24 protein-coding genes and 1 tRNA gene are annotated in these 26,135 nt (G+C 51.1%); 17 read left to right on the top strand and 8 right to left on the bottom strand.

Going from position 1 to position 26,135, the window contains the following annotated elements; translation table 11 throughout:
• Positions 1 to 34 precede the first annotated feature (34 nt).
• The 6 genes from PXC00_RS00350 (at position 35) to PXC00_RS00325 (ending at position 4,491) form a co-directional block, all read left to right on the top strand.
• Complete coding sequence (locus PXC00_RS00350) at positions 35 to 1,096, top strand: GNAT family N-acetyltransferase (RefSeq protein ID WP_275844945.1); 1,062 nt, start codon at positions 35 to 37, stop codon at positions 1,094 to 1,096.
• Entirely contained in the window at positions 1,071 to 1,439 is a 369-nt protein-coding gene (locus PXC00_RS00345; protein ID WP_316935026.1) for a hypothetical protein, read from the top strand. Before PXC00_RS00350 ends, PXC00_RS00345 begins: the two co-directional genes overlap by 26 nt.
• A gap of 158 nt (positions 1,440 to 1,597) precedes the next feature.
• Positions 1,598 to 2,158: a hypothetical protein gene (locus PXC00_RS00340; RefSeq protein WP_275844947.1), complete on the top strand. Its 561-nt coding sequence runs from the start codon at positions 1,598 to 1,600 to the stop codon at positions 2,156 to 2,158.
• A gap of 131 nt (positions 2,159 to 2,289) precedes the next feature.
• The gene (locus tag PXC00_RS00335) at positions 2,290 to 2,484 is read left to right on the top strand and encodes a hypothetical protein (RefSeq protein WP_275844948.1); all 195 of its coding nucleotides are present in this window, start codon (positions 2,290 to 2,292) and stop codon (positions 2,482 to 2,484) included.
• Between the two features lie 245 nt (positions 2,485 to 2,729).
• On the top strand, positions 2,730 to 3,695 hold the full coding sequence (locus PXC00_RS00330; protein WP_275844949.1) for a tyrosine-type recombinase/integrase: 966 nt from the start codon (positions 2,730 to 2,732) through the stop codon (positions 3,693 to 3,695).
• 100 nt (positions 3,696 to 3,795) lie between these two features.
• Positions 3,796 to 4,491, top strand: a complete 696-nt coding sequence (locus PXC00_RS00325; protein ID WP_275844950.1) for a DUF2726 domain-containing protein — start codon at positions 3,796 to 3,798, stop codon at positions 4,489 to 4,491.
• A 57-nt stretch (positions 4,492 to 4,548) separates the two neighbouring features.
• Here PXC00_RS00325 and PXC00_RS00320 read toward each other — a convergent pair whose 3' ends face one another.
• From PXC00_RS00320 to PXC00_RS00285, 8 genes are all read right to left on the bottom strand, one after another.
• Positions 4,549 to 4,998: a hypothetical protein gene (locus PXC00_RS00320; protein ID WP_316935025.1), complete on the bottom strand. Its 450-nt coding sequence runs from the start codon at positions 4,996 to 4,998 to the stop codon at positions 4,549 to 4,551.
• Positions 4,999 to 5,183: 185 nt separating this feature from the next.
• Entirely contained in the window at positions 5,184 to 5,633 is a 450-nt protein-coding gene (locus PXC00_RS00315; protein ID WP_316935024.1) for a hypothetical protein, read from the bottom strand.
• A gap of 176 nt (positions 5,634 to 5,809) precedes the next feature.
• Positions 5,810 to 6,259, bottom strand: coding sequence for a hypothetical protein (locus PXC00_RS00310; protein ID WP_316935023.1), 450 nt, complete (start codon positions 6,257 to 6,259; stop codon positions 5,810 to 5,812).
• Positions 6,260 to 6,451: 192 nt separating this feature from the next.
• On the bottom strand, positions 6,452 to 6,901 hold the full coding sequence (locus PXC00_RS00305; protein ID WP_275847002.1) for a hypothetical protein: 450 nt from the start codon (positions 6,899 to 6,901) through the stop codon (positions 6,452 to 6,454).
• Positions 6,902 to 7,617: 716 nt separating this feature from the next.
• A tRNA-Arg gene (locus PXC00_RS00300) sits at positions 7,618 to 7,694 on the bottom strand.
• A 69-nt stretch (positions 7,695 to 7,763) separates the two neighbouring features.
• Positions 7,764 to 9,767: a glycoside hydrolase family 13 protein gene (locus tag PXC00_RS00295; RefSeq protein ID WP_275847004.1), complete on the bottom strand. Its 2,004-nt coding sequence runs from the start codon at positions 9,765 to 9,767 to the stop codon at positions 7,764 to 7,766.
• 91 nt (positions 9,768 to 9,858) lie between these two features.
• The gene (locus PXC00_RS00290) at positions 9,859 to 12,279 is read right to left on the bottom strand and encodes a glycogen/starch/alpha-glucan phosphorylase (RefSeq protein WP_275847006.1); all 2,421 of its coding nucleotides are present in this window, start codon (positions 12,277 to 12,279) and stop codon (positions 9,859 to 9,861) included.
• The gene (locus tag PXC00_RS00285; RefSeq protein ID WP_275847008.1) at positions 12,218 to 12,652 is read right to left on the bottom strand and encodes a hypothetical protein; all 435 of its coding nucleotides are present in this window, start codon (positions 12,650 to 12,652) and stop codon (positions 12,218 to 12,220) included. Before PXC00_RS00285 ends, PXC00_RS00290 begins: the two co-directional genes overlap by 62 nt.
• On the opposite strand from PXC00_RS00285, the gene zapA reads away from it, so the two are divergent.
• From zapA to aspS, 11 genes are all read left to right on the top strand, one after another.
• Positions 12,652 to 13,161 carry a cell division protein ZapA gene (gene zapA, locus PXC00_RS00280; RefSeq protein WP_275847010.1) on the top strand — a complete coding sequence of 170 codons (510 nt, stop codon included), beginning with the start codon at positions 12,652 to 12,654 and terminating at the stop codon, positions 13,159 to 13,161. The two genes, PXC00_RS00285 and zapA, sit on opposite strands and share 1 nt — an antisense overlap.
• Positions 13,154 to 15,211 (top strand): U32 family peptidase, encoded by a 2,058-nt coding sequence (locus tag PXC00_RS00275; RefSeq protein WP_275847012.1) that lies wholly within the window; start codon positions 13,154 to 13,156, stop codon positions 15,209 to 15,211. Before zapA ends, PXC00_RS00275 begins: the two co-directional genes overlap by 8 nt.
• Positions 15,208 to 15,648, top strand: a complete 441-nt coding sequence (gene dut / locus PXC00_RS00270; protein ID WP_275847015.1) for a dUTP diphosphatase — start codon at positions 15,208 to 15,210, stop codon at positions 15,646 to 15,648. The genes PXC00_RS00275 and dut overlap by 4 nt, the downstream gene beginning before the upstream one ends.
• Before the next feature lie 793 nt (positions 15,649 to 16,441).
• A complete protein-coding gene (gene mreB / locus PXC00_RS00265) occupies positions 16,442 to 17,455 on the top strand; it encodes a rod shape-determining protein (RefSeq protein ID WP_275845854.1) in 1,014 nt (337 codons plus the stop codon).
• Between the two features lie 97 nt (positions 17,456 to 17,552).
• Positions 17,553 to 18,467: a rod shape-determining protein MreC gene (gene mreC / locus PXC00_RS00260; protein ID WP_275845855.1), complete on the top strand. Its 915-nt coding sequence runs from the start codon at positions 17,553 to 17,555 to the stop codon at positions 18,465 to 18,467.
• Complete coding sequence (mreD, locus tag PXC00_RS00255; RefSeq protein ID WP_275845856.1) at positions 18,464 to 18,979, top strand: rod shape-determining protein MreD; 516 nt, start codon at positions 18,464 to 18,466, stop codon at positions 18,977 to 18,979. The genes mreC and mreD overlap by 4 nt, the downstream gene beginning before the upstream one ends.
• 93 nt (positions 18,980 to 19,072) lie before the next feature.
• Positions 19,073 to 21,157, top strand: coding sequence for a peptidoglycan D,D-transpeptidase FtsI family protein (locus PXC00_RS00250; RefSeq protein ID WP_275845857.1), 2,085 nt, complete (start codon positions 19,073 to 19,075; stop codon positions 21,155 to 21,157).
• A 154-nt stretch (positions 21,158 to 21,311) separates the two neighbouring features.
• Positions 21,312 to 22,055, top strand: coding sequence for a P-loop NTPase (locus PXC00_RS00245; protein WP_275845858.1), 744 nt, complete (start codon positions 21,312 to 21,314; stop codon positions 22,053 to 22,055).
• Between the two features lie 64 nt (positions 22,056 to 22,119).
• Positions 22,120 to 22,524: a methylglyoxal synthase gene (gene mgsA, locus PXC00_RS00240; protein ID WP_212507199.1), complete on the top strand. Its 405-nt coding sequence runs from the start codon at positions 22,120 to 22,122 to the stop codon at positions 22,522 to 22,524.
• Positions 22,525 to 22,679: 155 nt separating this feature from the next.
• Complete coding sequence (gene hisS, locus PXC00_RS00235; protein WP_275845859.1) at positions 22,680 to 23,981, top strand: histidine--tRNA ligase; 1,302 nt, start codon at positions 22,680 to 22,682, stop codon at positions 23,979 to 23,981.
• 359 nt (positions 23,982 to 24,340) lie between these two features.
• A complete protein-coding gene (gene aspS, locus PXC00_RS00230; protein WP_275845860.1) occupies positions 24,341 to 26,116 on the top strand; it encodes an aspartate--tRNA ligase in 1,776 nt (591 codons plus the stop codon).
• Positions 26,117 to 26,135: the final 19 nt, after the last annotated feature.

Here is a 26,135-nt window from a genome sequence, read left to right as displayed (position 1 = left end):
TATGGTATAATTAAAATATTGGGAGAGTGGTATTATGGCGGGAAAATTTATTTGGAGTGATTTTTCTCAAATTAATTTAAATGATCCATTTTTTTCGTCACTAAAGTCAGATTATTCTGATTTTAGTAGCTGGTTTAATCGAAAAGCAAATGAACATCGGCCGGCATTGGTGTTTTACGATGAAAATGGTATTGGTGCTTTTATAAGTTTGAAACCAGAGACGCAAGAAATTCTTACCACTCAAGGGAAAATACCTTCCAAACCGCGATTGAAAATTTCTACGATTCGTATTGCTGAACGATTCAGAGGTCAGCGATTAGGAGAAGGGGCGTTAGGCGTTTGCCTATGGAAATGGCAGGAATCACAGCTTCCGGAAATTTATGTAACAGTTTTTGAAAAACACAGACTGTTAATTGACTTATTTCAAAAGTTTGGATTTTCTATGGCGGGAAAAAGTCCTATTGGAGAAAATATCTATATAAAGTGTAGATACAGTCTTGACTGCTCTAACCCATACGCTTGTTTCCCCTTTATAAAACCATTTCAAAAAGCAGGGATTATTCCTATCAATGATATTTATCATGATAAACTATTTCCTTACTCGGAACTAAAAGGGAATAACGGACAAATCGAAGAAGAAACTGCTGGGAATGGAGTAACCAAAATTTTTATCGCTGCTCCCTTTGAACCTACGGTTTATACGATTGATGAACCAATTTTTATCTACAGAAAGTTTTCTGGTGAACATAAGCAATACAAATCCGTTGTAACTTCCTTTTGTACAATTACGAAAATTGATATTATCAAATCGTCCAGTAAAACGGTTTCTCTATTTGATTTTTTAGATTTGGCCGGAAATAAGACTGTCTTCTCACATGAGGAACTTACCGCGCTGTACTACAAAAAACAGACGCTTCTCGCCATACAAATGGTCTATAATGGATTCTTCGGAAATGGGCACAATGTAATTCAAAAGAACTTGCATGAACAAGGTCTGTTCAATTGCCATCCTTATCAAATATCCTATTCTCCTCAACAATTTAATCAAATTTTAAGAATGGGTGATGTACATGCAGAAAATGTTATTATCAATTAACCCTGAACATGTCGTGAATATTCTTAACGGCAGCAAAAAGTATGAATTTCGAAAAAGGAAATGTAAACAACCAGTTCGCAAAATCGTTATGTATGAAACTGCACCCACTATGCTAGTAATAGGAGAGGTCGACATTCTAGAAATTATTGAGGATTCACCAGAGAAAGTGTGGAGTGAGACTTCATCATTTTCCGGTGTAAATAAATCCTTTTTCGATCATTATTATCAAGGACATGATATAGCAGTGGCATATAAGCTAGGAAAAATAAAAAAATTTAAACGGCCGCGGAGTTTATCCGATTATGGGCTTCACCAAGCACCGCAATCATTTGCTTACGTTTAATATTCCATTAAAAATCTTTTGTAAGTGCGACATAATGTCGCACTTATATTTTTACGAGGAGGGTTGCCCTCCTCTTTTTTGTACCCGAATTTTATAACATCCAAGAAAGGGATAAAAAAATGACGCATTATAGCGAAATTTTCAAGAACGAAATTCAGTTGGCTAAAGATGAATGCTGTATAGTTTTCGACTTGGGCTGCTATTTCCCGTACAGAAACTCTGATGTATTGACTTTTAATTTTACGTTGGGAATGGAAGAGTTTGACGACTATAAGATAAATCATCGTTATCCTAATAAAAGCTATCAAACCATTTCAAGGAAGTATGGGCGTAAAGTTAGTAAAATGGGTTATCCATATATTATGAAACTAAACGAACAATTGCCCATGCTGCTATGCATAAAAGTAGGCATTAACGATAAATATGTGGCCTTGGTTTTTCCAGTTCAAACAAGCATGACAGCAAGCAAGCCAATTTGTGCCTTGTCGTTGCGCTATATGTTTGATAAAAACGAGTTTTATTTTAAGTCACACGAAAAGGCAGAAGGCGGCGGTTACTATCAACATATTTGGAAGAATTATGAGCTGGAAAAAGAAGTTAATAATGATAATGAGATATTGTTGAACAATCCCTGCAAGATTGATAACAGTAGCAATACGCTTATCTACGACGATATTATAAAACCGTGTTCGTCGTTATTGCAAGACATTCTATTGTAAGTGAGTTGTCTATCACGAAGTCAATTGCTAAGTGCGACAGAATGTCGTACTTACACTTTTAGAGGAGGGTTGCCCTCCTCTTTTTTATGCCTTAATTCAACCAAAAACAAATAATAAAAGAGGGAATTAACATGAACGAAAATGAATTCGGTATGCCTAAAATCCAGATCACAGCAGAAGTAACCGGTGTCGTCCGTCAAATCGACGGCTTCGGCCGGATGTCTATCCCGGTTCAGCTCCGGGAAATTTATCATCTGACTGACTGTGCAGAGCTGATCTGCACCAATCAGGGCATCCTGATGCGTCCAGCCACGCAAAAGGAGTAAGCCTATGCATTATCCTATCCGCCCTCCGTAAGTGCGACATTATGTCGCACTTATTTTTTATAAACAGCAAGAAGACGGGGGCTACCACCTCCGCCTTCTTTTTTGTGCGCATAACGGAATCCTTTTGAGAAATTATACTCCACCTTCATACGCCTTCATTATTATATCGTTTTTCAAAAAAATTGACAGGATATTTCTATATTTTTACTCTTGTGAAGAACAAATATATTCTGGAGGCTTACGAAATGGAAAAAACAACTGTTATGGACTGGTTAAAAAAATGGAACGAAACTTATTCTAAGCCAAACCTCGCTGAAAAAACATACGCTTGCTACAAATGCGCAATAGGCATTCTTAATCGCTATCATCCAGAGCTGCAGGATATGCCGCTGGATGAGCTTACCTCTTTGTATATACAGAGAATTTTGAATGATCTCGCTGGCAAATACGCAAAATCAACCCTCAACTCTATTCGCGTTGTCTTTCACAAAGCATACGAAGCTGCTAGTGAGATTCCGGCATTCGGTGTTTCACAGATAGGCAAGCTTTACATTCCCAAAAGAGCTGCACAGAAAATTGTGCGTGCGCTCACACGCGAAGAGCAGGCAAAAGTTGAAGCAGTGGCGCAGGAGACGCTGCTCGGCTATGTGACTATTTTCTTTTTGCGTACAGGTCTGCGAGCCGAAGAATTGTGCAATCTCAAATGGAGCGACTATGACAAAAAGCAGCAAGTTATCTACATACGCAAGAGCAAAACAAAAGCCGGTGTACGCCCTGTGCCTCTTAACAGGGAAGCTCAACAAATTCTATTATCCCAACCTAAATGCCGTTTTGACAACGCTATTTTCCACTCGTCAAATGGCAATCCAGTGACAATATCATCCCTGCAGAAGCTCTATCTGCGCCTTCGCAGGGAAACCGGTATTCCTTTCATTACCACCCATGTATATCGGCACACATTTGCTACGCGTGCTCTGGAGGACGGTATGAATATTAAGGCACTGTCTCAGATACTTGGGCATACAGACGTTGCCTTTACTATCAAGCAGTACTGTTCTCCGGATTTGGATTTTTTGCGGGAACAGACAGACATGATAGATATGCGTCAGGAAACCACACAGGCAAACACTTCGATTTCTATTTTGGTAACCCAGCAAGCAAAAACGATTTCCGATTTACAGAAGATGATTGAACAACTTCAACACGCATAAAGGCAAGCAAGTGCGACATAATGTCGCACTTGTTATTGCTCCCTTTCTTAAAATGTGATAATATTAGGATATGGCAAAATCTGCCGAAAAGAGAGGGAACATGATGTTCGGACGCAAAAAGCAGCAAAATATTACTCCTGTCAATGTGCAAGCTATCTTTGATAAACAAAACAAACTGATTGAAGATCTGAAAAATAGCCTCAATCAATTGCAAACTGAAAACAGACAGCTTCGCAGTCAGGCAGTTGAAGACAACCCAGATAAAAATTTCTGGCTCAGTGATTCCATAATGACGCCAAATGAAAGCTTTTTTTATTATCACATTGGTGAAGCATTGAAGGGTGAAAAGCTTAAGAACATGAAGCTCTATCTTTTCGCACAAGTTAGCTTGCACTCTTTTGTGAAACTTGAAAAAGGCGTAACAGCGGATCTTGCAAAAACAAAGATACTGTCAAAGAGCGTTGACTTCCTTATCTGCAAGGATGACCCTAACCATACCCATCAGCGCAAGGATGGCCGCATTGTGACATTTCACCGTTATCGACCAGTGCTGGCAATTGAGATTGACGGTTCCTCACATTTACAAGCATATTACTCAGGTGATACAACAAAGGAACAGGCCGACAAAGCCTTTCAGCGTCAGCTGGCAAATGACCGCTTTAAGAATAAACTTTTTGCAGCAATCGGGCTGCCATTGCTGCGCTACCAACTCCCTGCAACTGACACTGTATGCAAAACTGACAGTGATAAGCTACAGCAATTGATTGAAAATACGCTATTAGGAAGTGCGACATAATGTCGCACTTAAAAAGGCGAGGGGAGAAAACTCCCTTCGCCTTTTGTATAGATATTTCTATTTTGAACTTGAAGAAACCTTTCCGGTTCCCTTGGCAATGGAATCTTCGGCTGCACTTTGACTTGTGTATAGAGAATAAGTGCCCTCTTCACCAGCAAATACTGTTCTTCCATCCTTCTCAGATTGCATAAAAACTTGTTTTGTTGGATTAAGCAATAATGTAAGTGTTTTATCCTTGAGCGTGTATGTACCGCTTGCAGTATATGCTGATGCATTAGTGCCGTTTACAACTCTAGCTGTTACAGTAAATTGCTTATTTGTATTAAACGTGTACACATGCTTTTGACTATCATCATCCCACAGTGTACCTTCAATTGTTGTATCCGTAATTTTTACGCTGCCGTCATTCTTTGCGGCGCTGGTGCTGTTCCCGCATCCGCTGAAACTGATTCCGGCAAAAATGATTGCTACCGACATCACCAAAGCTGCAAATCTCTTGTTTTTCATAATCCTATCCCTCTTTTAATTCCCTTAATCATCCATTTAAAGCATAGCACATTTTTCCGTTTTTGAAAAGAGGGGGGAGAGATAAAGCCCGCAAAAACATCTTTAACAAGTGCGACATTATGTCGCACTTGAAAAGTTAAAAAGGCGAGGGGAGAAAACTCCCTTCGCCTTTTGTATAGATATTTCTATTTTGAACTTGAAGAAACCTTTCCGGTTCCCTTGGCAATGGAATCTTCGGCCGCACTTTGATTTGAGTACAGAGAATAAGGGGAGTCGTCCATAGTAAAAACCTTTTTGTCATCTCCACTTGTTTGATGAAAAACTTGTTTCGTTGGATTAAGCAATAATGTAAGTGTTTTATCCTTGAGCGTGTATGTACCGCTTGCAGTATATGCTGACGCATTAGTGCCATTTACAACGCCAGCTGTTACAGTAAACTGCCCATTCGCATTAAACAAATACGCGTACTTTTGGCTATCATCCGCCCACAGCGTACCTTCAATTGTTGTATCCGTAATTTTTACGCTGCCGTCATTCTTTGCGGCGCTGGTGCTGTTCCCGCATCCGCTGAAACTGATTCCGGCAAAAATGATTGCTACCGACATCACCAAAGCGGCAAATCTCTTGTTTTTCATAATCCTATCCCTCTTTTAATTCCCTTAATCATCCATTTAAAGCATAGCACATTTTTCCGTTTTTGAAAAGAGGGGGAGAGATAAAGCCCGCAAAAGCATCTTTAGCAAGTGCGACATAATGTCGCACTTAAAAAGGCGAGGGGAGAAAACTCCCTTCGCCTTTTGTATAGATATTTCTATTTTGAACTTGAAGAAACCTTTCCGGTTCCCTTGGCAATGGAATCTTCGGCCGCACTTTGATTTGAGTACAGAGAATAAGGGGAGTCGTCCATAGTAAAAACCTTTTGGTCATCTCCACTTGTTTGATGAAACACTTGTTTCGTTGGATTAAGCAATAATGTAAGTGTTTTATCCTTGAGCGTGTATGTACCGCTTGCAGTATATGCTGATGCATTAGTGCCGTTTACCACTCCAGCTGTTACAGTAAACTGCCCATTCGCATTAAACAAATATGAATATTTTTGACAATAGTCCATCCATAGCGTACCCTCAATCGTCGTATCCGTAATTTTTACGCTGCCGTCATTCTTTGCGGCGCTGGTGCTGTTCCCGCATCCGCTGAAACTGATTCCGGCAAAAATGATTGCTACTGACATCACCAAAGCTGCAAATCTCTTGTTTTTCATAATCCTATCCCTCTTTTAATTCCCTTAATCATCCATTTAAAGCATAGCACATTTTTCCGTTTTTGAAAAGAGGGGGGGAGAGATAAAGCCCGCAAAAACATCTTTAACAAGTGCGACATTATGTCGCACTTAAAAAATTAAAAAGGCGAGGGGAGAAAACTCCCTTCGCCTTTTGTATGGATATGCAATTTACTACTTTGAACTTGAAGAAACCTTTCCGGTTCCCTTGGCAATGGAATCTTCGGCCGCGCTTTGACTTGTGTATAGCGAATAAGGGCCATCTCCACCAGTAAACATTGTTCTCCCGCCCTTTTCCGATTGCGTAAAAACTTCTTTCATTGGATCAAGCAATAATGTAAGCTTTTTATCATTCAGCGTGTATGTACCGTTTGCAGTATACGCTGACGCATTAGTACCATTTACAACTCCAGCCGTTACAGTAAATTTCCCATTTGCATAAAAAGTGTAGGTATAATGTTCTGATGAATCATTCCACAGTTGCCCGTCAATTGTCGATTCTGTAATTTTTGCGCTGCCGTCATCCTTTGCGGCGCTGGCACTATTTCCGCATCCGCTGAAACTGATTCCGGCAAAAATGATTGCTACCGACATCACCAAAGCGGCAAATCTCTTATTTTTCATAATCCTATCCCTCTTTTAATTCCCTTAATCATCCATTTAAAGCATAGCACATTTTTCCGTTTTTGAAAAGAGGGGAAGACAAAAAAGAAAAAGGCCACCTTTTTTCAAGGTGACCTCAAAATTTCCACTTGCATATCCTGCCATAATGTGGTACAATGGCAAAGTAAGCAATAGAAAATTGAATGCGCATTACAGGCGTTAAATGTTAACCAGACATTCAACAGCCTTGCGCCATAAGGGTTTCAACCAACCATTATGACTTGTAATGTAGTTATACGCTTCATTATAGCGTTTAACTTATACATTTGTCAAGCGGTCTGCAAACTCTAGGTGTGAGGTGCAGGTCGCTTCATTTTTTACTTACTCACAATATCGACTGAACTTTTTGCACACTGAACTGAACTGAACCTTGAAAATTTGCTGTTTACGGAAGAATGCCCAGGGAACGATACCTGCAGGCAAATCAGATGTGCATTTGCAATCCTCTGCTTGCAGAACAACGTGTGGACAAGCGGTACGCCCAAACAGTGGCCGTCCCACAGGAAAGAGCCTTGGAAGTAAACAGTTTTATCAAGTTTGTGATAATCTCTCCGTGGTGCCTCAATCGCCATGGAGTTGTTATCATAAACGAATATGCTTAATTTTTGCACTAAACACATTCGTTTATGATAACAGGGCAAGACAACAACTTGTCTCGCCCTATCATCACAACAATTTGGTGCGCCCGCGGGGATTCGAACCCAGGACCTTTTGATTCGTAGTCAAACACTCTATCCAACTGAGCTACGAGCGCATATCTGCTGTCCTAATCAGGACAGCTTCTTTATTATAGGGATTTCCCCGAAAAAAGTCAAGCCCTTTTTTAGATATTTTTCAAAAAATCTAAAAGTTCGTTCTTAATTTTCGGATTCCGTTCTATATTTTCGATGATTTTATCCTTAATGGACTCCACTGCTTCTTCCGGTGTTTCTGGTTTTCCCAGTGGAAAGGGGCCAGACGGAGAGGGATGCTTCTGCAGCACCAGCGCCGCGCCGCTGCAGGGCGGCAGGGTCAGCCCGCAGTTGCGGTCCGGTGCCTCCCCAAAAACCGGCTGCGCCGTGCGCCATTCGTCCGGCAGATACAACGTGCGCGGGTTTTCTCCAGCATTGAGCGCAACCAGAACAGCATCCACCGAATCCTCCCGCACATACGCGATGGTGTGGTCGTCTGCGTTCAGCGGTGTAAACCTGCCCTCTTTCAGACAGGAAAGCACAGCCCGCAGCTTTCCCAGCTGGCGATACCAGGCGAGCAGCTCAGCATTTTCGCGGCCCCACGGGTACGTACCACGGTTAAAGGGATCTTTATAGCCCTCCATGCCCGCCTCATCCCCATAGTAAATACAGGGAATCCCCGGCAGGGTAAATTGCATCAGCGACGCCAGCTTCAAGCGCTGCACACCAAGCCGGCGCTGCTCCTCGGTCAGCGTTGCTTCCGCCTGCCACGGGCGGTCGTGCTCTTCTGCCGGCTCACCTGCCAGCACCGTCAGCGCCCGCTCGGTGTCATGTGTCCCGATGTGGTTCATCAACAGGCGAATCACCTGCGGCGGATAGTTTTCCAAAAGGTTCAGGATCATCTCCATCATCTGCGCCGGGTCTTCGCCGCGCACAAAACCGAGCACCGCCTCGCGGAACGGATAATTCATCACGCTGTCCAGCTGACCGCCCAGCAAGTATCGGCGCCGCTTTCCGTAAGCGCTTTTTGTGCTAGCGTCCTCCCAGACTTCCCCCAATACCAAGGCATCCGGCTTTTCGGTTTTTACCGCTGTGCGCAGCGCATCCAGAAAGGCATCCGGCAGTTCATCCGCAACATCCAGCCGCCAACCGGACGCACCGGCCTCCAGCCACCGGCGCACAATGCCGCCCTTGCCGTTGATGTATGCATTGTACGCCGGATTGGTTTCGGTCACCTCCGGCAAAGTCTGAAAATTCCACCAGCAGGCATAGTCGTCCGGCCATCTGCGGAACGCATACCACGGATAATACGGTGATTCCTGACTGTTGTATGCACCGGCAGTGTCATAACGACCTTCCCGATTAAAGTAAATGCTGTCGCTGCCGGTATGGCTGAACACCCCGTCCAGCAGCAAGCGAATCCCGCGCTTTTCCGCTTCGCTGCACAACGTGCGAAAGTCTTCTTCCGTACCGAGCAGTGGGTCGATTTTTTCATAATTCGCCGTGTTGTACCGGTGATTGGCGTGTGCCTCAAAAATCGGATTCAGATACAGGCAGGTAACGCCCAGACTCTGCAGGTAGTCCAGCTTTTCCGCAATGCCCGGCAGGTCACCGCCAAAGTAATCGGAATTGGTAACCTCACCTTTTTTATTCGGCTTCCATTCCGGCTGTTCCGTCCAATCCGCGTGCAGGCGGCGGTCCTCCAGCACCTCCTTTTTGGGGCTGCCGGAAGCAAAAAAGCGGTCTGGAAAAATCTGATACATCACGCCGCCGACCGGCCACTCCGGTGTGTGAAAGGAACGGTCATACACGGTCAGCTGCCACTCCTGTGTGTCGCTGCCCATGACAGTGCCCTCGCCGCCAAAGCCCTTGTGCAGGTTCAGCACACCTCGCCAGGTAGTCACCTCAAAGTGGTAGAAGTACAGGTCGGGCGTCTGCGCGGCAAAGTGGCACTCCCACCACTCATGGTTATCGCCGTTCATACCGCACCAGAACATCTCCAGTGTCTGCACCTCGCCGGTACTGTCGCTGCGCACCAAAAGCCGCGCCGCGCTGCAGTGCAGATCTCGCGGCATATCGATTTTAAAGTGAACCGGCAGGCAGTCGGCCACCGCACCCGTGGGATAGCGGCACGCCGGATTTCTCGAATTAAACATACCGATTTTTTCTCCTTTACCGAAAAACCAGCGTTCCGCACCGCGCCCGTTTGCCACCTCTGCGGGCAGGCGCGCAGCGCGAAGCGCACTTTCAGTTTTCCGTTTTTTCCGTCAGCGGCGCGCAGTGCCAGATACGCTCGGCATACTCGCGAATGGCGCGGTCCGCCGCGAAGCGTCCGGCATTGGCGATATTGCATAAACACATCCGCTGCCATGTTTCCGGATTTGCGTAAAGCTGCATGGCCTTCGCCTGTGCACGCTGATAGCTTTCAAAATCCGCCAGCACCATATACGGGTCGTTTCCGGTCAGGGAATTGGCAATGTCGCTGAAATCGACACCGTTAATTCCGCCGCGCAGAAAGTCAATTGCGCCGTGCACCGCCGGATTGTTGTAGTAAATCTGGTCGGGATGGTAGCCGGCGGCACGCAGCGCCTCCACCTCCGGCGTAGTCATGCCGAACAGCAGCATATTGTCGTCCCCGACGGAGTCGTGAATTTCCACATTCGCGCCGTCGAGCGTGCCCAGTGTCACCGCGCCATTAATCATAAACTTCATGTTGCTGGTACCTGAAGCCTCTGTTCCCGCAAGGGAAATCTGCTCGCTGATGTCTGCGGCGGGAATCATCAGTTCCGCAAGTGTGACACGGTAATCTTCGACATACACCACTTTCATGCGGCTGCTGACCGCGGGGTCATGATTGATGACTTCGCCTAATTCGTAAATAAACCGGATCATCTGCTTCGCAAAGTAGTAGCCCGGCGCCGCCTTGGCGCCGAAAATATAGGTGTGCGGCGTAAAGTCCGCGTTCGGATGACTTTTAAGCCAAAGATAAGTAGCAAGAATGTTCAGCGCATTCAGGTGCTGCCGTTTGTACTCGTGCATCCGCTTGACCTGCACGTCAAAAATCGAATTCGGATCCAGCGTCAGGTGGTTCTCACGGGCAATATATGCCGCCAGCCGTTCTTTGTTGCGGCGCTTGATTTTTGCCAGCTCCTGCAGAACGGTCTTATCCTCTTTGTAAGCTTCCAATTTTTTGAGCTGGGAAGCGTCATAAATATATTCCTTGCCGATTTTTTCCGTCAGCAGCGCCGCCAGTTCCGGATTGGACTGGTTGAGCCAGCGCCGGTGCGCAATACCGTTGGTGACATTTGTAAATTTGTCCGGCATTTCGGTGTAAAAATCGTGGAACACGGTTTCCTTGAGGATTTCGCTGTGCAGGGTAGACACACCGTTGACACAGTGACTGCCCACCACCGCCAGGTTCGCCATTTTGACATAGCCGTCATTGAGCGGCGCCATGCGGCCGACTTTGTAGCCGTCCACACCGAGGTCGTGCATTTGCTGACAGAAGCGGCGGTTAATTTCCTCTACGATCTGATAGATGCGCGGCAGCTGCATCCGGAACAAATCCTGATCCCAGCATTCCAGCGCTTCTTTCATCACCGTGTGGTTGGTGTACGCAAGGGTGCGGGTGGTCAGGTCCCACGCGCGGTCCCAGTCGTAACCGCACTCATCCAGCATAATACGCATCAACTCCGGAATAGCAAGCACCGGATGCGTGTCGTTCATATGGATGGCAACCTTTTCGGGCAGATTGTCCAGCGTGGAATACTGGAACAAATGCGTGCGGATAATATCCTGAATGGACGCAGACACCAGAAAATACTGTTGCGTCAAGCGCAGGCTTTTGCCCTCGGAGTGGTTATCGTCCGGATAAAGTACCTTGGTAATGGTTTCTGCCATGGCGTTTTCCTCCATGGCGCGCATATAATTACCGGAATTAAACAGCCCCATATCGAAAGCCTGTCCCTTGCTTTTCCAAAGCCGCAGGCGGGAAATGCCTTTGCCGCCCATGCCGGCGATGAACAGGTCGCAGGGAATTGCCAGAATGGTTGTGTAATCCTTGTGGATGGTTTCATGATAGCTGCTGTCCCAGTGCTCCTCCACATGACCGCGGAAGTGCACCTCGACCGCCTTTTCGGGAATCTCATGCAGCCAGATGCGCCCGCCCGGCAGCCAGAAATCCGGCAGTTCTGTCTGCCAGCCGTCCACCAGTTTCTGCCGAAAAATGCCGTACTCATAGCAAAGACTGTAGCCGGTGGAGGGGTACTGCCCGGTTGCAAGAGCATCCATGAAGCACGCGGCAAGCCTGCCCAGGCCGCCGTTTCCCAGGCCGGCATCCGGCTCGCAGTCATACAGTGTCTCCAGCTTCACGTCCATCTGCTGCAGCGCTTCACGAAAAGCTTCTTCGATACCCAGATTAAACAGCGTATTTTTCAGGCTGCGCCCCAGCAGAAACTCCATGCACAGGTAGTACACCTGCTTTGCCTGTTTCTTTTCCGCCTCTGCCATAAATTCACTGCGGCCCTGCTCCATCATCTCGCGGGCGAGCAGCGCAACGGATTTGTACAGCTGGTCGTTCGTGGCGTTTTCTAAGCCAACGCCAAAGTTATGCTCCAGCTTCGCAAGAATTTTTTTCTTGATCTGCTGTGCCGAATGCCGATACTCCATGATACTTTTCCTCCGTTTCTGGACGGTCTGCAATTTGCTCTGTCCGGGTTTTCCCAAAACAGCCTTTTATATTATATGCCAAAATACACCGCTTTTCAATGACCGTGTGCAAATTTGACCAAATGCACATAAATTCGCGGAATCGCCCTGATTCATGCGGTTTACCGCGATTTTCGCGTGCTTTTCTTCTTCCTGCTGTTAAGCATAATTTTTGCACTTTATTTGTACATTTTGCACAAAACCTATTTTCGGACGGTTTGTCGCGCTCCAGGGAAAAGACGCGAATGTGAAATTTGCCGAAAACGCTTCCTTCCGGCTCTGAAATAGGGTATAATAAAAAAGGAACCCTTTTTAAGAAAGGAGCTTTTGGCAATGAGCAAAAACAGTATCCGGCTGACTATCTGCGGAACCGAGTGTGCGGTCGGTACGGATGACAACGAAGCCTATGTGCGCAGCATCGCAAGCGAAGTGCAAGACTGTATGCAGAACCTCTCCCGCCAGAACGAAACCGCTTCCGGTGCGGTGATTGCCATCGTAGCAGCACTTTCTTTCTGCGATGATTATCATAAAGCCAACCAAACCGCCGAAACGCTGCGGGAACAGATTAAAGGCTACCTGGAGGACAGCTCCCAGGCACGTCTGGAAGCAGAAACCGCCCAAAAAGAAGTGGCGCGGCTCAAACAGGAAGTCGCCTCCCTGCGGGCGCGCCTCGGCGAAGCCGATGCTGATGCATCCGACTCTGTCGCAGACGCACCGGTGCAGCGTACCAGCGGCAGCTTCTCTCGCCCTAAGCGGGAAGACGGCGAGCCGGAGGGCGCATTCCTGCAGCATTTTGAAGAAAAAGAGGAACCGTTGGAAGCTGAGGAAGCCCAGAATGACTAACGGTGAAGTGCTTTCTCCGGCAGGCAGCCCCGAAAGCCTGACTGCCGCGGTACGTGCCGGCGCAGATGCTGTGTATCTGGGTGCCGGTTCTTTTTCCGCCAGGGCAAGTGCCCGCAACTTTACCAAGGAAGAATTGGCGCAGGCAGTTCGCTTTTGCCACGCGCGCGGCGTGCGGGTGCATTTGGCAGTCAACACCCTGCTGCGTGACGAAGAACTGCCCGCCGCGCTGGACCTGATTCAGTACGCGTGCGCGCTGCCGGTTGATGCGGTTCTTGTGCAGGACGTCGGTCTGCTGTACCTGCTGCGCCGGTGCTGCCCGCAGCTTCCCCTGCACGCAAGCACCCAGATGAGTATTCACGCGCCTGCCGGCGTACGCGCCTGCCGGCAGGCGGGTTTTTCCCGCGTGGTGCTTTCGCGCGAGATGAGCCTAAAAGAAATTTCCGCCGTACACGCCGCCTGTCCGGACGTGGAGCTGGAATCTTTCGTACACGGTGCTTTGTGCATGAGCGTTTCTGGGCAGTGCTGGTTCAGCGCGATGCTGGGCGGGCGCAGCGGCAACCGCGGTCAATGCGCACAGACCTGCCGCCTGCCGTTTTCTGTCAAGGGCGGCACCGGCCACGACCTTTCCCTGAAAGACCTGTCGATGATTGACCGTATCGGGGAACTGAAAGAGGCTGGCGTATATTCCTATAAAATTGAAGGTCGCATGAAACGTCCGGAGTACGTTGCCGCAGCAACCCATGCCTGCCGCCTGCGTGCGGACGGCAAACCGGTGCCGCCGGAACTGCTGCGGGATTTGCACGATGTTTTTTCGCGTTCCGGCTTTACCACGGGCTATCCAGACGGCAAGCTGGGGCGGGAAATGTTCGGTGTCCGCAGCAAGGAGGATGTGACGGCATCCGCCGCCGCGTGCCGCAGGCTGAAGGCACTTTACCGCCGCGAGCTTTCGCGTGTGCCGGTTGATTTTACTCTGTCCGTACAAGCTGACAAACCGATACGCCTGACCGCTGCGGACGCACGGGGACACGCTGCCGATGTGCAAAGCGAAACCGCGCCCCAACCGGCACTGAACCGCCCACTGACTGCAGAAGAATGTACCGAGCATTTATCCAAAACCGGCGGCACGCCCTTTGCCCCAAACCACATTCACTACAACATTGGGGAAAACTTGGCTGTTCCCGCCGCGGTGCTAAACCACCTGCGCCGTGACGCACTGGCACATCTGGAGCAGCTGCGCGAGCAGCGACCGCCGGTTCCCTTTACGGCAGTGCCCGCAACGATTTCTGCACACCATCCGGCGGCGTTTGCCTTGCGGGCACGCTTTCCGGATGGAAACGTTCCGGACGAGGCCGCCCGCCTTGCCAGCATCCGTGTGCCATGCAGCCTGCCGGTTTCCGCGCTGAAAAAGCTGCGGGAGCGCGGCATGAACGTCTTTCTGGAAATGCCGCGCGGTATGTTCGGTACGGAAGAAGCGGTGCGTACCCTGCTGCTGCAGGCCGCAGAAGCAGGCTTTCGGGACGTTTGGGCAGGCACACTCAACAGTGCCGGCCTTGCGCGCGAGCTGGGGCTTACACTGCACGGCGGCTTTTCTTTGAATGTGACAAACTCTGCCGCGCTGGATTGGTATACTGAATTTGGTCTTACCGACACAGAGCTGAGTTTCGAGCTGACGCTGCAGCAGGCGAACGCGCTGGGCGGCGCGCTGCCGCGCGGTCTGTTGATTTACGGCCGCCTGCCGCTCATGCTGACGCGCAACTGCCCGATTGCAAACGGTGGCGGCTGTCATGCCTGCGAAACCGCGCAGGATTTAACCGACCGCAAGGGGATTTCCTTTCCGGTGCAGTGTTTCGGCGGGTGCAGCGAGGTACTCAACAGCGTGCCGCTTTCCTTGTTAGGGCGAATGCATGAACTGCACGGGCAGGACTTCGGCACGCTGTTCTTTACCACAGAAACTTACGAGGAGCGCGCCAAGATTCTGCGGCTGGCCTTTGCGGACAAGCCGTTTACCGGAGAGCTGACGCGCGGTCTTTCTTATCGAGGTGTTTTATGAATTTACCTGTAAAAAAGCTGCGGGAAAACGCGGTTTTGCCCACCCGTGCAACCGTCGGTTCTGCCGGATTGGATTTATATGCCTGCCTGGAGCAACCGCTTACCTTGCTGCCGGGGCAGCTGTATCAAGTACCGACCGGCATTGCCGTAGCGCTGCCGGAAGGAACTGTCGGTCTTTTATGCGGGCGCAGCGGACTTGGTGTGAAGCACGGCATTACGCTGAGCAACAGTGTAGGTGTGATTGACAGCGACTATCGTGGCGAACTGGCCGCAGGGTTGTGCAACGTCGGCGACAAAGCATACATTCTGCAGCCCGGCGAACGATTTGCACAGCTTCTGGTCGTTCCGATTCTGTTGCCGGAGCCGGTCGCCGCGAAAGAGCTGCCGCAAACGCAGCGCGGTGAGGGTGGTTTCGGCTCCACCGGGCAGGCAGGCTGAGCCTGCACGCACTTGCTGAAGCTCACGGGGCGCGCTCCCGCTTCTTTTACAGTCTGCGTCAAAATGGACTCAGCGCTTCGAAGCCCTTTCAGCAAAAGTTCCGCCCGCCCTTTCAAGGGCGGTAGGGTTTGGGGCAAAGCCCCAAGGTCTTAGAATGCAAAGCAGGTTCGGGCTGCAAGCCCGAGTGAAAGACTTGCTGCCGTCTGCCTTTCAAATGCTCCGGTGGAGCATTTGAAACAAAGCAGCAGGCTGAGCCTGCACGCGCTTGCTGAAGCTCACGCGGCGCACTCTCGCTTCTTTTACAGTCTGCGTCAAAATGGACTCAGCGCTTCGAAGCCCTTTCAGCAAAAGTTCCGCCCGCCCTTTCAAGGGCGGTAGGGTTTGGGGCAAAGCCCCAAGGTCTTAGAATGCAAAGCAGGTTCGGGCTGCAAGCCCGAGTGAAAGACTTGCTGCCGTCTGCCTTTCAAATGCTCCGGTGGAGCATTTGAAACAAAGCAGCAGGCTGAGCCTGCACGCACTTGCTGAAGCTCACGCGGCGCGCTCCCGCTTCTTTTACAGTCTGCGTCAACATAAACGCAGCACTCCGAGCAGGCTGAGCCTGCACGCACTTGCTGAAGCTCACGGGGTGCGCTCCCGCTTCTTTTACAGTCTGCGTCAACATAAACGCAGCACTTCGAGCAATTACGGCAAAGGGCAGAGCTGCACCCGCCTGTCTTGTACTGTTATTGTATTCGTTGTATAATAAATAGAATCCATCACGCGCCCTGCGCGCCGAAAGGGGTAAAATACAACTATGGCGAAAGAAATCGGCATTGACCTCGGCACTGCCAACACACTGGCTTACATGAAAGGCCGGGGCATTATTATGCGGGAGCCGTCCGTTGTGGCTGTGGATGTGCGCACCGATGCCGTTGTGGAAGTCGGCAGCAAAGCCAAAGACATGATTGGCCGAACCCCCGGCTCGATTGTAGCGGTCAGCCCGCTGAAAGACGGTGTCATCGCCGACTTTGAAATCACCGCTACCATGCTCAAGCATTTTATTCATATGGCCGCGAAGACCGGCCGTTTTTCCAAAGCAAATATTGTGGTCTGCATTCCCTCTGGCGTCACCGAAGTGGAGCGGCAGGCCGTTGACGACGCCATCGACAAAGCCGGCGCCCATGTACTGGAATTCATTCCCGAACCAAAGGCCGCCGCCATGGGCGCGAACCTGCCGGTGGACGAGCCGGTCGGCTCTATGGTACTGGACATCGGCGGCGGCACCAGCGAGGTCGCTGTCATTTCTCTGGGCGACATTGTCGCGTACGAAAGCGTCCGCGTGGCAGGCAATAAGTTTGACGAGGCTATTATTCATTATATAAAGAAGAAGTATGACCTGCTCATCGGCCAGCAGACCGCCGAAGAAATCAAAAACCAGATTGGTTCGGCGTACCCCACCGAAGAAACCGCTAACGCCGCCCTGCAGATTAAAGGCCGCAGTTTGGTTGACGGTCTTGCCAAAAACATCACGATCACCGCCGAGGAAATCCGCGAGGCACTTTCTGACCCGCTGCAGGTAGTCGTGGAAGCTGTTCACACGACTTTGGAAAAGACGCCGCCGGAACTGTGCGCCGATATCATTGACCACGGCATCACCATTACCGGCGGCGGCGCGCTGCTGCACGGCATTGCGCCGTTGCTGCACCAGGAAACCGGCCTGCCGGTGCAGGTGGCAGAAGACCCTCTGGACTGTGTTGTCAACGGTGCCGGAAAATATTTGGAAAAAGGATCGCACAACATTCGAAAACCCGAACCCGCAGAAGAATGAGCACGGTTTCTCTCCGTTTTCGTGTTTTTCTGCTACGTCTGCGCACAAGCAACCGAACCCGCGCATACCGCGGGCAGCCGGATGAAGGAGGCTCCCTGTGAACCGGTTCTTTCAAACAAAAAAATTCAAGGGACTCATCGTGGTTCTGTTTCTTCTTTTCAGTCTGGTGCTGTACACCAGCACTGCCGGCCCGGGCGCGGTCAGCAACCTGATTAACAGTGTTGTCATGCCGATGCAGCGGGTTTTCTCTGCTGTGACGGGAAAAGCGGAAACCGGCGTACAAAATATTACCGAAAGTAAGGAAGAACTGCAGTCGGAAAACCAAAAACTTCGCAAGCAGGTAAATGAGCTCAACCAGAAGCTGACCAATTATTACTCCGCCCTGCAGCAAAACGAGCAGTACAAACAGTTTCTGGGCATTAAAAACGAGCACAAGGATTACCAGCTGCTTTCCGCAACAGTCATTGCACGCGACCCGAACTCGCTGTTCGGCAGCTTCACCATTGACCAAGGCTCTACCTCCGGCATCACCAAGGACTGCCCGGTCATTACCTCGGCAGGGCTGGTCGGCTGGGTCAGCGATGTAAATGTTCTTTCCGCAAAAGTAACCACCATCATGGATGCAAGCGCACAGTTCGGTGTGCGCGACACCTCAAACCGCGACACTGGCGTGCTGAGCTGCGACTTGAAGCTGGCTGACCAGGGATTGGTCAAGATGGGCTACCTGGCAAATGGCACCACCGTCAAAGCAGGTGACCAGATTATCACAAGCGGGCTGGCTGTGGAAAGTGGTCTGGGCGGAAAGTTTCCGCGCGGACTGCCGGTGGGCACGGTTACGGCTGTAAAAAACAGCCCGTACGATGTTTCCCTTTACGCGGAAATCAAACCGTACGTTGATCCCACCAAGGTACGTGATGTCATGGTGATCACCGACTTCGCAGGAAAAACGGAAGCGGTCAAGGAAGCTGCCAGTCAGAGCAGTTCTTCCACAGCAAGCGGGGCATCCAAATGACGAAACACAGTAAATTTCTGCGCTACCTTGCCTACACCGTTGAAATCCTGCTGCTGTTTGTGCTGCAAGAAGCCCCCGGCGTGCTGCCGGAAATCTGCCACGCGCGCCCTGTCCTGTTGATTCCGGTTGCGGTTACCATTGCTTTGTTTGAACCCCAGACAGAATCAACCGCATTCGGCATTTTCTGCGGTCTGCTGATTGATTCCGGCATGGACGGCAGCGTGCTGGGGCTGCACGCTATTATTCTGGCAGTGGTGTGCTTTACGGTCAGTTATCTTGCACGCGACCTGCTGCAAACTAACATCATCACCGCATTTGTCACCTGCAGCATCACCATGGGGCTCGCGGTTCTGCTGCAGTGGCTGATTACGTATGTCGCCATGGGGTACAGCGACCCTGCTTACGCTCTGGTGCAGCACTACCTGCCGCGGTTTATTTACTCTGTACTGCTTGTATTCCCGATTTACGCACTGAACCGTTTATTTGCATTGCGGATTCAACCGGTCGGGTAATCCGCCGCGCCCTGCGGCTGAACAGAACCGCAGGCTCCGCTTTACCTGTCTACTGCCGCGGGATATCAGCTCCCGCTTTAGGAGGTTTTGCCCATGCGCCGCCGTCCGAGAAAGAAAAATACGAATATGGGGCGTTACGTTGTGTGCGCCTCGGTGTCGCTTCTGATGGTTGCCGTCTTTATTGCCCGCCTGTTTCAGTGGCAGATTCTGGAGGGCGCCGCCGCTGTGCAGGAAGCCGACAAAAGCAGCAATACCCTGGTCACCATGCCGACCAACCGCGGCGAAATCGTGGACAAAAACGGCGTGGGGCTGGCCACCAATAAAACCGGCTATTCCCTGCAGTTTGACCACGCCTACATGACCTCGAAAACCGAAAACACCACCATTCTGCGGCTGATTCGCCTAATGGAAAAGCGCGGTGAAAAGTGGCTGGACACCCTGCCGATCATTATGGACAGCAAGGGAAACTATGTTTTTAAGCAAAATGCGGAAGATGACATCAAGTATTTGAAGTCCAAAAGTATGCTGGGCGTCAACGACTACGCAAACGCGCCCACCTGTATGCAGGATCTCATTGATATGTACTTTAAAAAATCTTCCAAAAACGACAACCCCACAGCAGGCTACAGCAAGGCCGATTTGCGCAAGGTGGTGTCTGTGCGTTATGCCATGACCTTGCAGGGATTTGACTATTCCTTGAACACCCCTTACACCTTTGCGGAAAATGTCAGCCGCGAAACCGTTGAAATCGTCAGCGAAAACAGCGACAGCCTGCCCGGCGTGACCGCCAAAGTCACCACCACCCGCGAAAATCCCAACAGCACGCTGATTCCGCAGGTAGTTGGCACCATGGGTGCCATTTCCGAAGAGGAATATAACAAGCTAAAGGGGAAAGGCTACCACCTAAACGACCGCATCGGCAAATCCGGCATTGAAAGCGCGCTGGAAAGCACACTGCGCGGCACGGAAGGCCAGAAAAGCCTGACATTGGACTCTTCCGGCACCGTGACCGACGAAAAGGTGCTGAAAGCGCCGGTAAACGGCAAGACCGTTTACCTGACCATTGACTCGAACCTGCAGAAAGTGGCATCCGAGGCCCTTGCTGAAAACGTAAAAGCGGCGCACGCGGCACAGCCGCTCTGCAACGGCGGCGGCGTTGTCGTGCTGAACGTCAAGGATTTTTCCGTGCTGGCGGCGGCCTCTTACCCGTCGTATGACTTGGCAAAGTATCCTTCTGACACGGCTTACACCAACAAACTGCTCAGTGACTCCACCCATCCGCTGATGGATCGTGCATTCGGCAGCGCCTACACCCCCGGCTCTATTTTTAAGCCGTCGGTGGCGCTTGCCGCCCTGCAGGAAGGTATTATCAACGAAAATACAACCTTTGTCTGCAACCACATTTACCGCCGCTTTGAAAGCAACGGCTACACCCCGAAGTGTGAGGGAAATCACGGTCCGATTTCCCTAACGCGCGCGTTGGAGCAGTCCTGTAACATCTTCTTCTTTGAAACCGGATTTTATACAAAAATTGCCAATATGAACGTTTACGCGAAAAAGCTTGGCCTTGGAGAAAGCACCGGCGTGGAAATCGCGGAAAGCACCGGCACACTGGCAGGCCCGGCAGAACGCAAGGTTTCCGGCGGCGAGTGGACGCCGGAAGACACGATTCAGGCCGCTATCGGGCAGAGTGACAACCAATTTACGCCGGCACAGCTCGCAGCCTATGTGGCAACCATCGCCAACGACGGCACCCGCAAGCAGATGCATTTAGTAGACCATGTCACCGATTACAGCCGCAAAAAGACCATCTCCACCACCAATCCGAAGGTTTATACCGACAACAGCAGCTACAGCTTCCTTTCCAAAAAAAATCTGGATCTTGTCAAAGAAGGGATGCGCGATGTGTGCGCCAGCCCGCATGGCACTGCTTATTCCACGTTCGGGCAGTACCCCATAGCTGTTGCCGCCAAAACCGGTACCGCGGAAACCAGCCAGGCTGACAACACCACGTTCATTACGTTTGCACCGTATGACAATCCGCAAATTGCAATTGCGGTTGTCATTGAGCATGGTCAAAAGGGAAAATACAGCCAAAACGTAGCGAAAGCCATCTATGACGCCTACTTTAAAGTAAATCAGTCTTCCGGAACCAGCTCTACAGCAAAGACCAACTGAGCCGCGCGGCAAATACCCTTTTCTTTTTTGTGGACTTTGCTTCATCAAAATCGACTTTTTGTTTTTGTGCATTTCTGACAAAGAAACAAAAAGGTGCAATAAAATCTTTGACTATTTAGAGCGATTGTGTTAGTATGAACATGAGGTTATAAGCATGGGAGCAGTAACGGTCATCACATCTGGAAAAGGCGGTGTCGGCAAATCCACCACAACCGCCCATACGGGTCTGGCGCTGGCAGCCCGCGGCAGGCGGGTGCTTCTGCTGGACTGCGACGCGGGGCTTGGGTGCCTGGATATGCTGCTGGGGGTTTCTCAGCGCCGTGTCTTTGACCTATCCGATGTCGTTTCCGGCGCTGCCTCACCGGCAAAAGCCATTTACGCAAGTCCGCTGATGGACGGGCTGTTTTTAATGCCGGCACCACTGCATGAAGAGGATCTGGTCAGCACAGGTGTCATGCAGCAGCTGGTACCAGCACTGGCGCGGCATTACGACCATGTTTTGATTGACTGCCCGGCAGGGCTGGGCACCGGTTTCCGCAGCGCGTGCGCGGCAGCAGACCGCGCGGTGGTGGTTTCCACGCCAGACGGTGTCAGCGCGGCAGCTGCGGCTAAAGTGCGCGGGCAGCTGCTGGAAGTCGGCATTACGGAACAACGGCTTGCTATCAACCGATTTTCCGCCGCGTTTTTCCGGCAAGCACATTTTTTCAGCGATTTGGACGCGGTCATTGACGCCACCGGCATTCAGCTGATTGCCGTCATACCGGAAGACAGCGCGTTGCGCGCCGCGGCGGTAACCGGTCTGCCGCCAAAAGACTGCCCCGCGGCGCTGGCGTTTGCGCGGCTTGCCCTGCGGCTGGAGGGGCGCAACGTTCCGCTTCCGCCTTTGCAAAAATTATGATTATCTGATTTACATAGACTTTCTGCTTTTACGCAGAGTTTCCCTTGAAGGAGGATTCCGTTTCATGAACATTGCTCTGATTGCGCACGACGCAAAAAAGGAATTGATGGTGCAGTTCTGCATCGCCTACTGCGGTGTACTCAGCCGGCACGATCTGTGCGCAACCGGCACCACCGGTAAGCTGGTCAGCGAAGCAACCGGCCTGCAGATTCAGAAGTTCCTCAGCGGGAGCCAGGGCGGCGACCAGCAGATTTCGGCACGGATTGCCTGCAATGAAGTGGATTTGCTTCTGTTTTTCCGCGACCCGCTTACTGCAAAGCCCAGCGAGCCGAATGATATGAATATGCTTCGTCTCTGTGATATGCACAACATTCCGGTTGCCACCAACATCGCTACGGCGGAAGTGCTGATTCACGGTCTGGAGCGCGGCGACCTTGACTGGCGCAACATCCTCAACCCCAAGGGCTGAGCGTTCTTTTAAAAAAGTATTTGAGCCGCCTGCAGGCAGTCTTTTCCGGCTGCCTGCAGGCGGCTCGTCTTTTTGCCGAAACCCACCGCGTTCGGCTTTTCTTTGCACAGTAAATATGCTATAATGAGCAGGTTAGAATACAGGAGGGAATGACTATGGAACTGATTACACAGGTGCCCCGCGGCACACAGGACATTTTGCCCGGGCAAAGCGAAAAGTGGCAGGCAATCGAACAGGTTCTGCGCGAGGAGGCCGCCCTGCACGGGTTCGGCGAAGTACGCACGCCGGTTTTCGAGCATACCGAGTTGTTTCAGCGCGGCGTAGGCGACACCACGGACGTTGTGCAAAAAGAAATGTACACGTTCCTGGACAAAGGCAACCGTTCCATTTCCCTACGTCCGGAGGGCACCGCGGGTGCAACCCGCGCCCTGTTGGAGCACGGACTTTATGCTGCTGCACTGCCGCAGAAATTCTGGTATGAAACCAGCTGTTACCGCTATGAAAAGGTGCAGAAGGGCCGCCTGCGCGAGCTGCACCAATTTGGTGTGGAAATGTACGGCTCCGCAGACCCGCTGGCTGACGCAGAAGTGATTTCCGTTGCGGACTCTGTATTCCACCGGCTCGGTGTGAAAAATCTGACACTGGAACTGAACTCCATCGGCTGCCCCACCTGCCGTGCGGCGTACACCAAGGCTCTGCAGGAATACTTTGGGCAGTATAAAGACCAGCTTTGTGAAACCTGCCTTTCCCGGCTGGATCGCAACCCTATGCGGCTGCTGGACTGCAAGGTAGAAACCTGCCACAAAATTGGCGAAAACGCACCGTCCATTCTGGATTATCTCTGCGATGACTGCAAGGCACACTTTGAAAAAGTAAAGGAAGCGCTGAACGCGCTGCAGATTGCTTATCAGGTCAACGACCGCATTGTGCGCGGACTGGATTACTACACGCGCACAGTTTTTGAGTTTACAACCAACGACCTTGGCAGCCAGGGAACTGTCTGTGGCGGCGGACGCTATGATGGTCTTGTGCAGGAACTGGGCGGTCCGGCGATGCCGGCGCTTGGATTCGGCCTTGGGCTGGACCGTCTGCTTCTGTTGATGGAAGCGCAGGGAATTGAATTCCCCGCACCGAAAAAATGTGACCTGTACCTTGCCAGCCTTGGCGATGCCGCGCGGTTAAAGAGCCTGACGCTGGCGAGCGCGCTGCGCACTTGCGGCGTTGCGGCGGCATTTGACGACCTTGGCCGCGGTCTCAAGGCACAGATGAAATATGCGGACAAGATTGGTGCGCGGTTCAGCATGGTTCTCGGCGATAATGAAATTTCGTCCGGGAAAGCGCAGGTCAAAAACATGGAAACCGGTGAAAAGGTAGAAATTTCGTTGGGCGAAACTTTCACAACAGAGTTTGCCGCCCTGGATGCGGCGGGCGGGGAGCCCCCGCTGGCAGTGTGCTGAAGCTCACGCGGGGAGCCCCCGCTGGCGGTGTGCTGAAGCTCACGGAGCGTGCTTTCGCTTCTTTTACAGTCTGCGTCAACGTCAATGCAGCACTCCGAGCAGGTTGCTTTCCGTCGCTTTCTCAGAAAGCGACTGGGGGTGTGGGGGCGAAGCCCGCCACGACCTTTTGTAAGAGAAGCAGGTTCGGGCTGCAAGCCCGAGTGAAAAAGTTTGCTGTCGTCTGCCTCTCAAATGCTCCGGTGGAGCGTTTGAAAGGGAAGCGTAAACAAGCGTATGTGAAAACTGCACACACCGCATGACCATTCCATTATGTTCATTTACATTTCTCATATTTTTATATTTTTCTTTGGAGGCACATTATGGCAGAATTTATGACCGGACTAAAGCGAAGCTGCTACTGCGGCGAGCCGCGTTTGTCCGATGCCGGAAAAACATTGACTCTTTGCGGCTGGGTACAGCATCAGCGTGACCTAGGCCAGCTGATTTTCATAGATCTGCGGGACCGCAGCGGCATTATGCAGCTTGCGTTTGATGAGGATACCGACCGTGAGGTGTTCCAAAAAGCATTTTCCTGCCGCAGCGAGTTCGTTCTGGCGGCAACCGGCACCGTACGCGAGCGTACTAGCAAGAATCCGGATCTGCCGACCGGCGACATTGAATTGGCCGTTACCGAGTTGCGCATCCTGGCAAAGAGCGAAACGCCGCCTTTTGCTATTGAAGAAAACTCAAAAGTTTCCAATGAAACACGCTTAAAGTACCGCTACCTTGACCTGCGCCGTCCGGATATGCAGCGAATCCTCACTGCCCGCCACCGCATTGTGAAAACAGCACATGACTACTTTGACGACAATGGCTTTTTGGAAATTGAAACGCCGGACTTAATCAAATCCACACCGGAGGGCGCACGTGATTACCTGGTGCCAAGTCGGATTTTCGGCGGAAAATTCTTTGCCCTGCCGCAAAGTCCGCAGCTTTACAAACAGCTGCTGATGGTTTCCGGCTTTGACCGCTATATGCAGGTTGCGCGCTGCTTCCGCGACGAGGATTTGCGCGCGGACCGGCAGCCGGAATTTACCCAGATTGACTTTGAAATGAGTTTTGTCGAGCAGGAAGATGTCATGGCCATTGGTGAAGGCTTCATCAAAAAAGCTTACAAAGACCTGCTGAATATGGACATCCCCACACCGCTGCGCCGCATGACCTGGCAGGAAGCCATGAACCGCTTCGGTTCGGACAAGCCCGACCTGCGCTTCGGCATGGAACTGCACGATGTCAGCGACTGCGTTAAAAATACCGAATTTAAGGTATTCCGCGGTGCACTGGCAGAAGGCTCTGTGCGCGGCATTAACCTCAAAGGCAAGGCAAATGACCTTTCCCGCAAGGAAATTGACAAACTGGGTGAATGGGTAAAATCCTACGGTGCAAAAGGCCTTGCGTGGACTCGTCTGGCGGACAAGGAAACCAGCAGCTACGAGAAATTCCTTGCACCGGAGGAAGTACAGGCCATCCGCACCGCGCTGGATGCCCAGCCGGGCGATGTGCTGTTCCTGGTGGCAAGTGATGAAAACAGCGTGGTTTACGCTTCTTTGGGCGCACTGCGTTGCGAGCTGGCGCGCCGCTTTGACCTGATTGACAAATCCAAACCCTGCCTGCTGTGGATTACCGACTTCCCGATGTTTGAGTACAGCAAGGAAGAGGGACGGTGGATGGCAATGCACCACCCCTTTACCATGCCGAATCCGGAAGATTTGGACCGCCTGGAAAGCGACCCCGGTTCAGTACGCTCCATTGCGTACGATATGGTCATCAACGGTTACGAAGCCGGCGGCGGCAGCATTCGTATCCACGACACTGAGCTGCAGGCGCGGATGCTGAAAGCACTCGGCTTTGCGCAGGAAGACGCCGAACGCCGCTTCGGCTTCCTGCTGAACGCCTTGAAGTACGGCGCACCGCCGCACGGCGGCATGGCATGGGGGCTGGAACGTCTGGTCATGGTTCTGCTGGGCATTGACGATATGCGCGACACGGTTGCATTCCCGAAGGTTTCCTCCTCTGCAGACCTGATGTCCAACGCACCGGATGTGGTGGATGAAAAGCAGCTGCGAGATCTCAGCATCGCCGTTGCAAAAGAATAAATTTTAACACCAAAGCCGC

The organism is Caproicibacterium argilliputei, assembly GCF_029211325.2.
Classification (GTDB): Bacteria; Bacillota; Clostridia; order Oscillospirales; family Acutalibacteraceae; genus Caproicibacterium; species Caproicibacterium argilliputei.
Note: the sequence above shows the minus strand (reverse complement) of the source record. Positions and strands in the feature narration are given on the sequence as shown.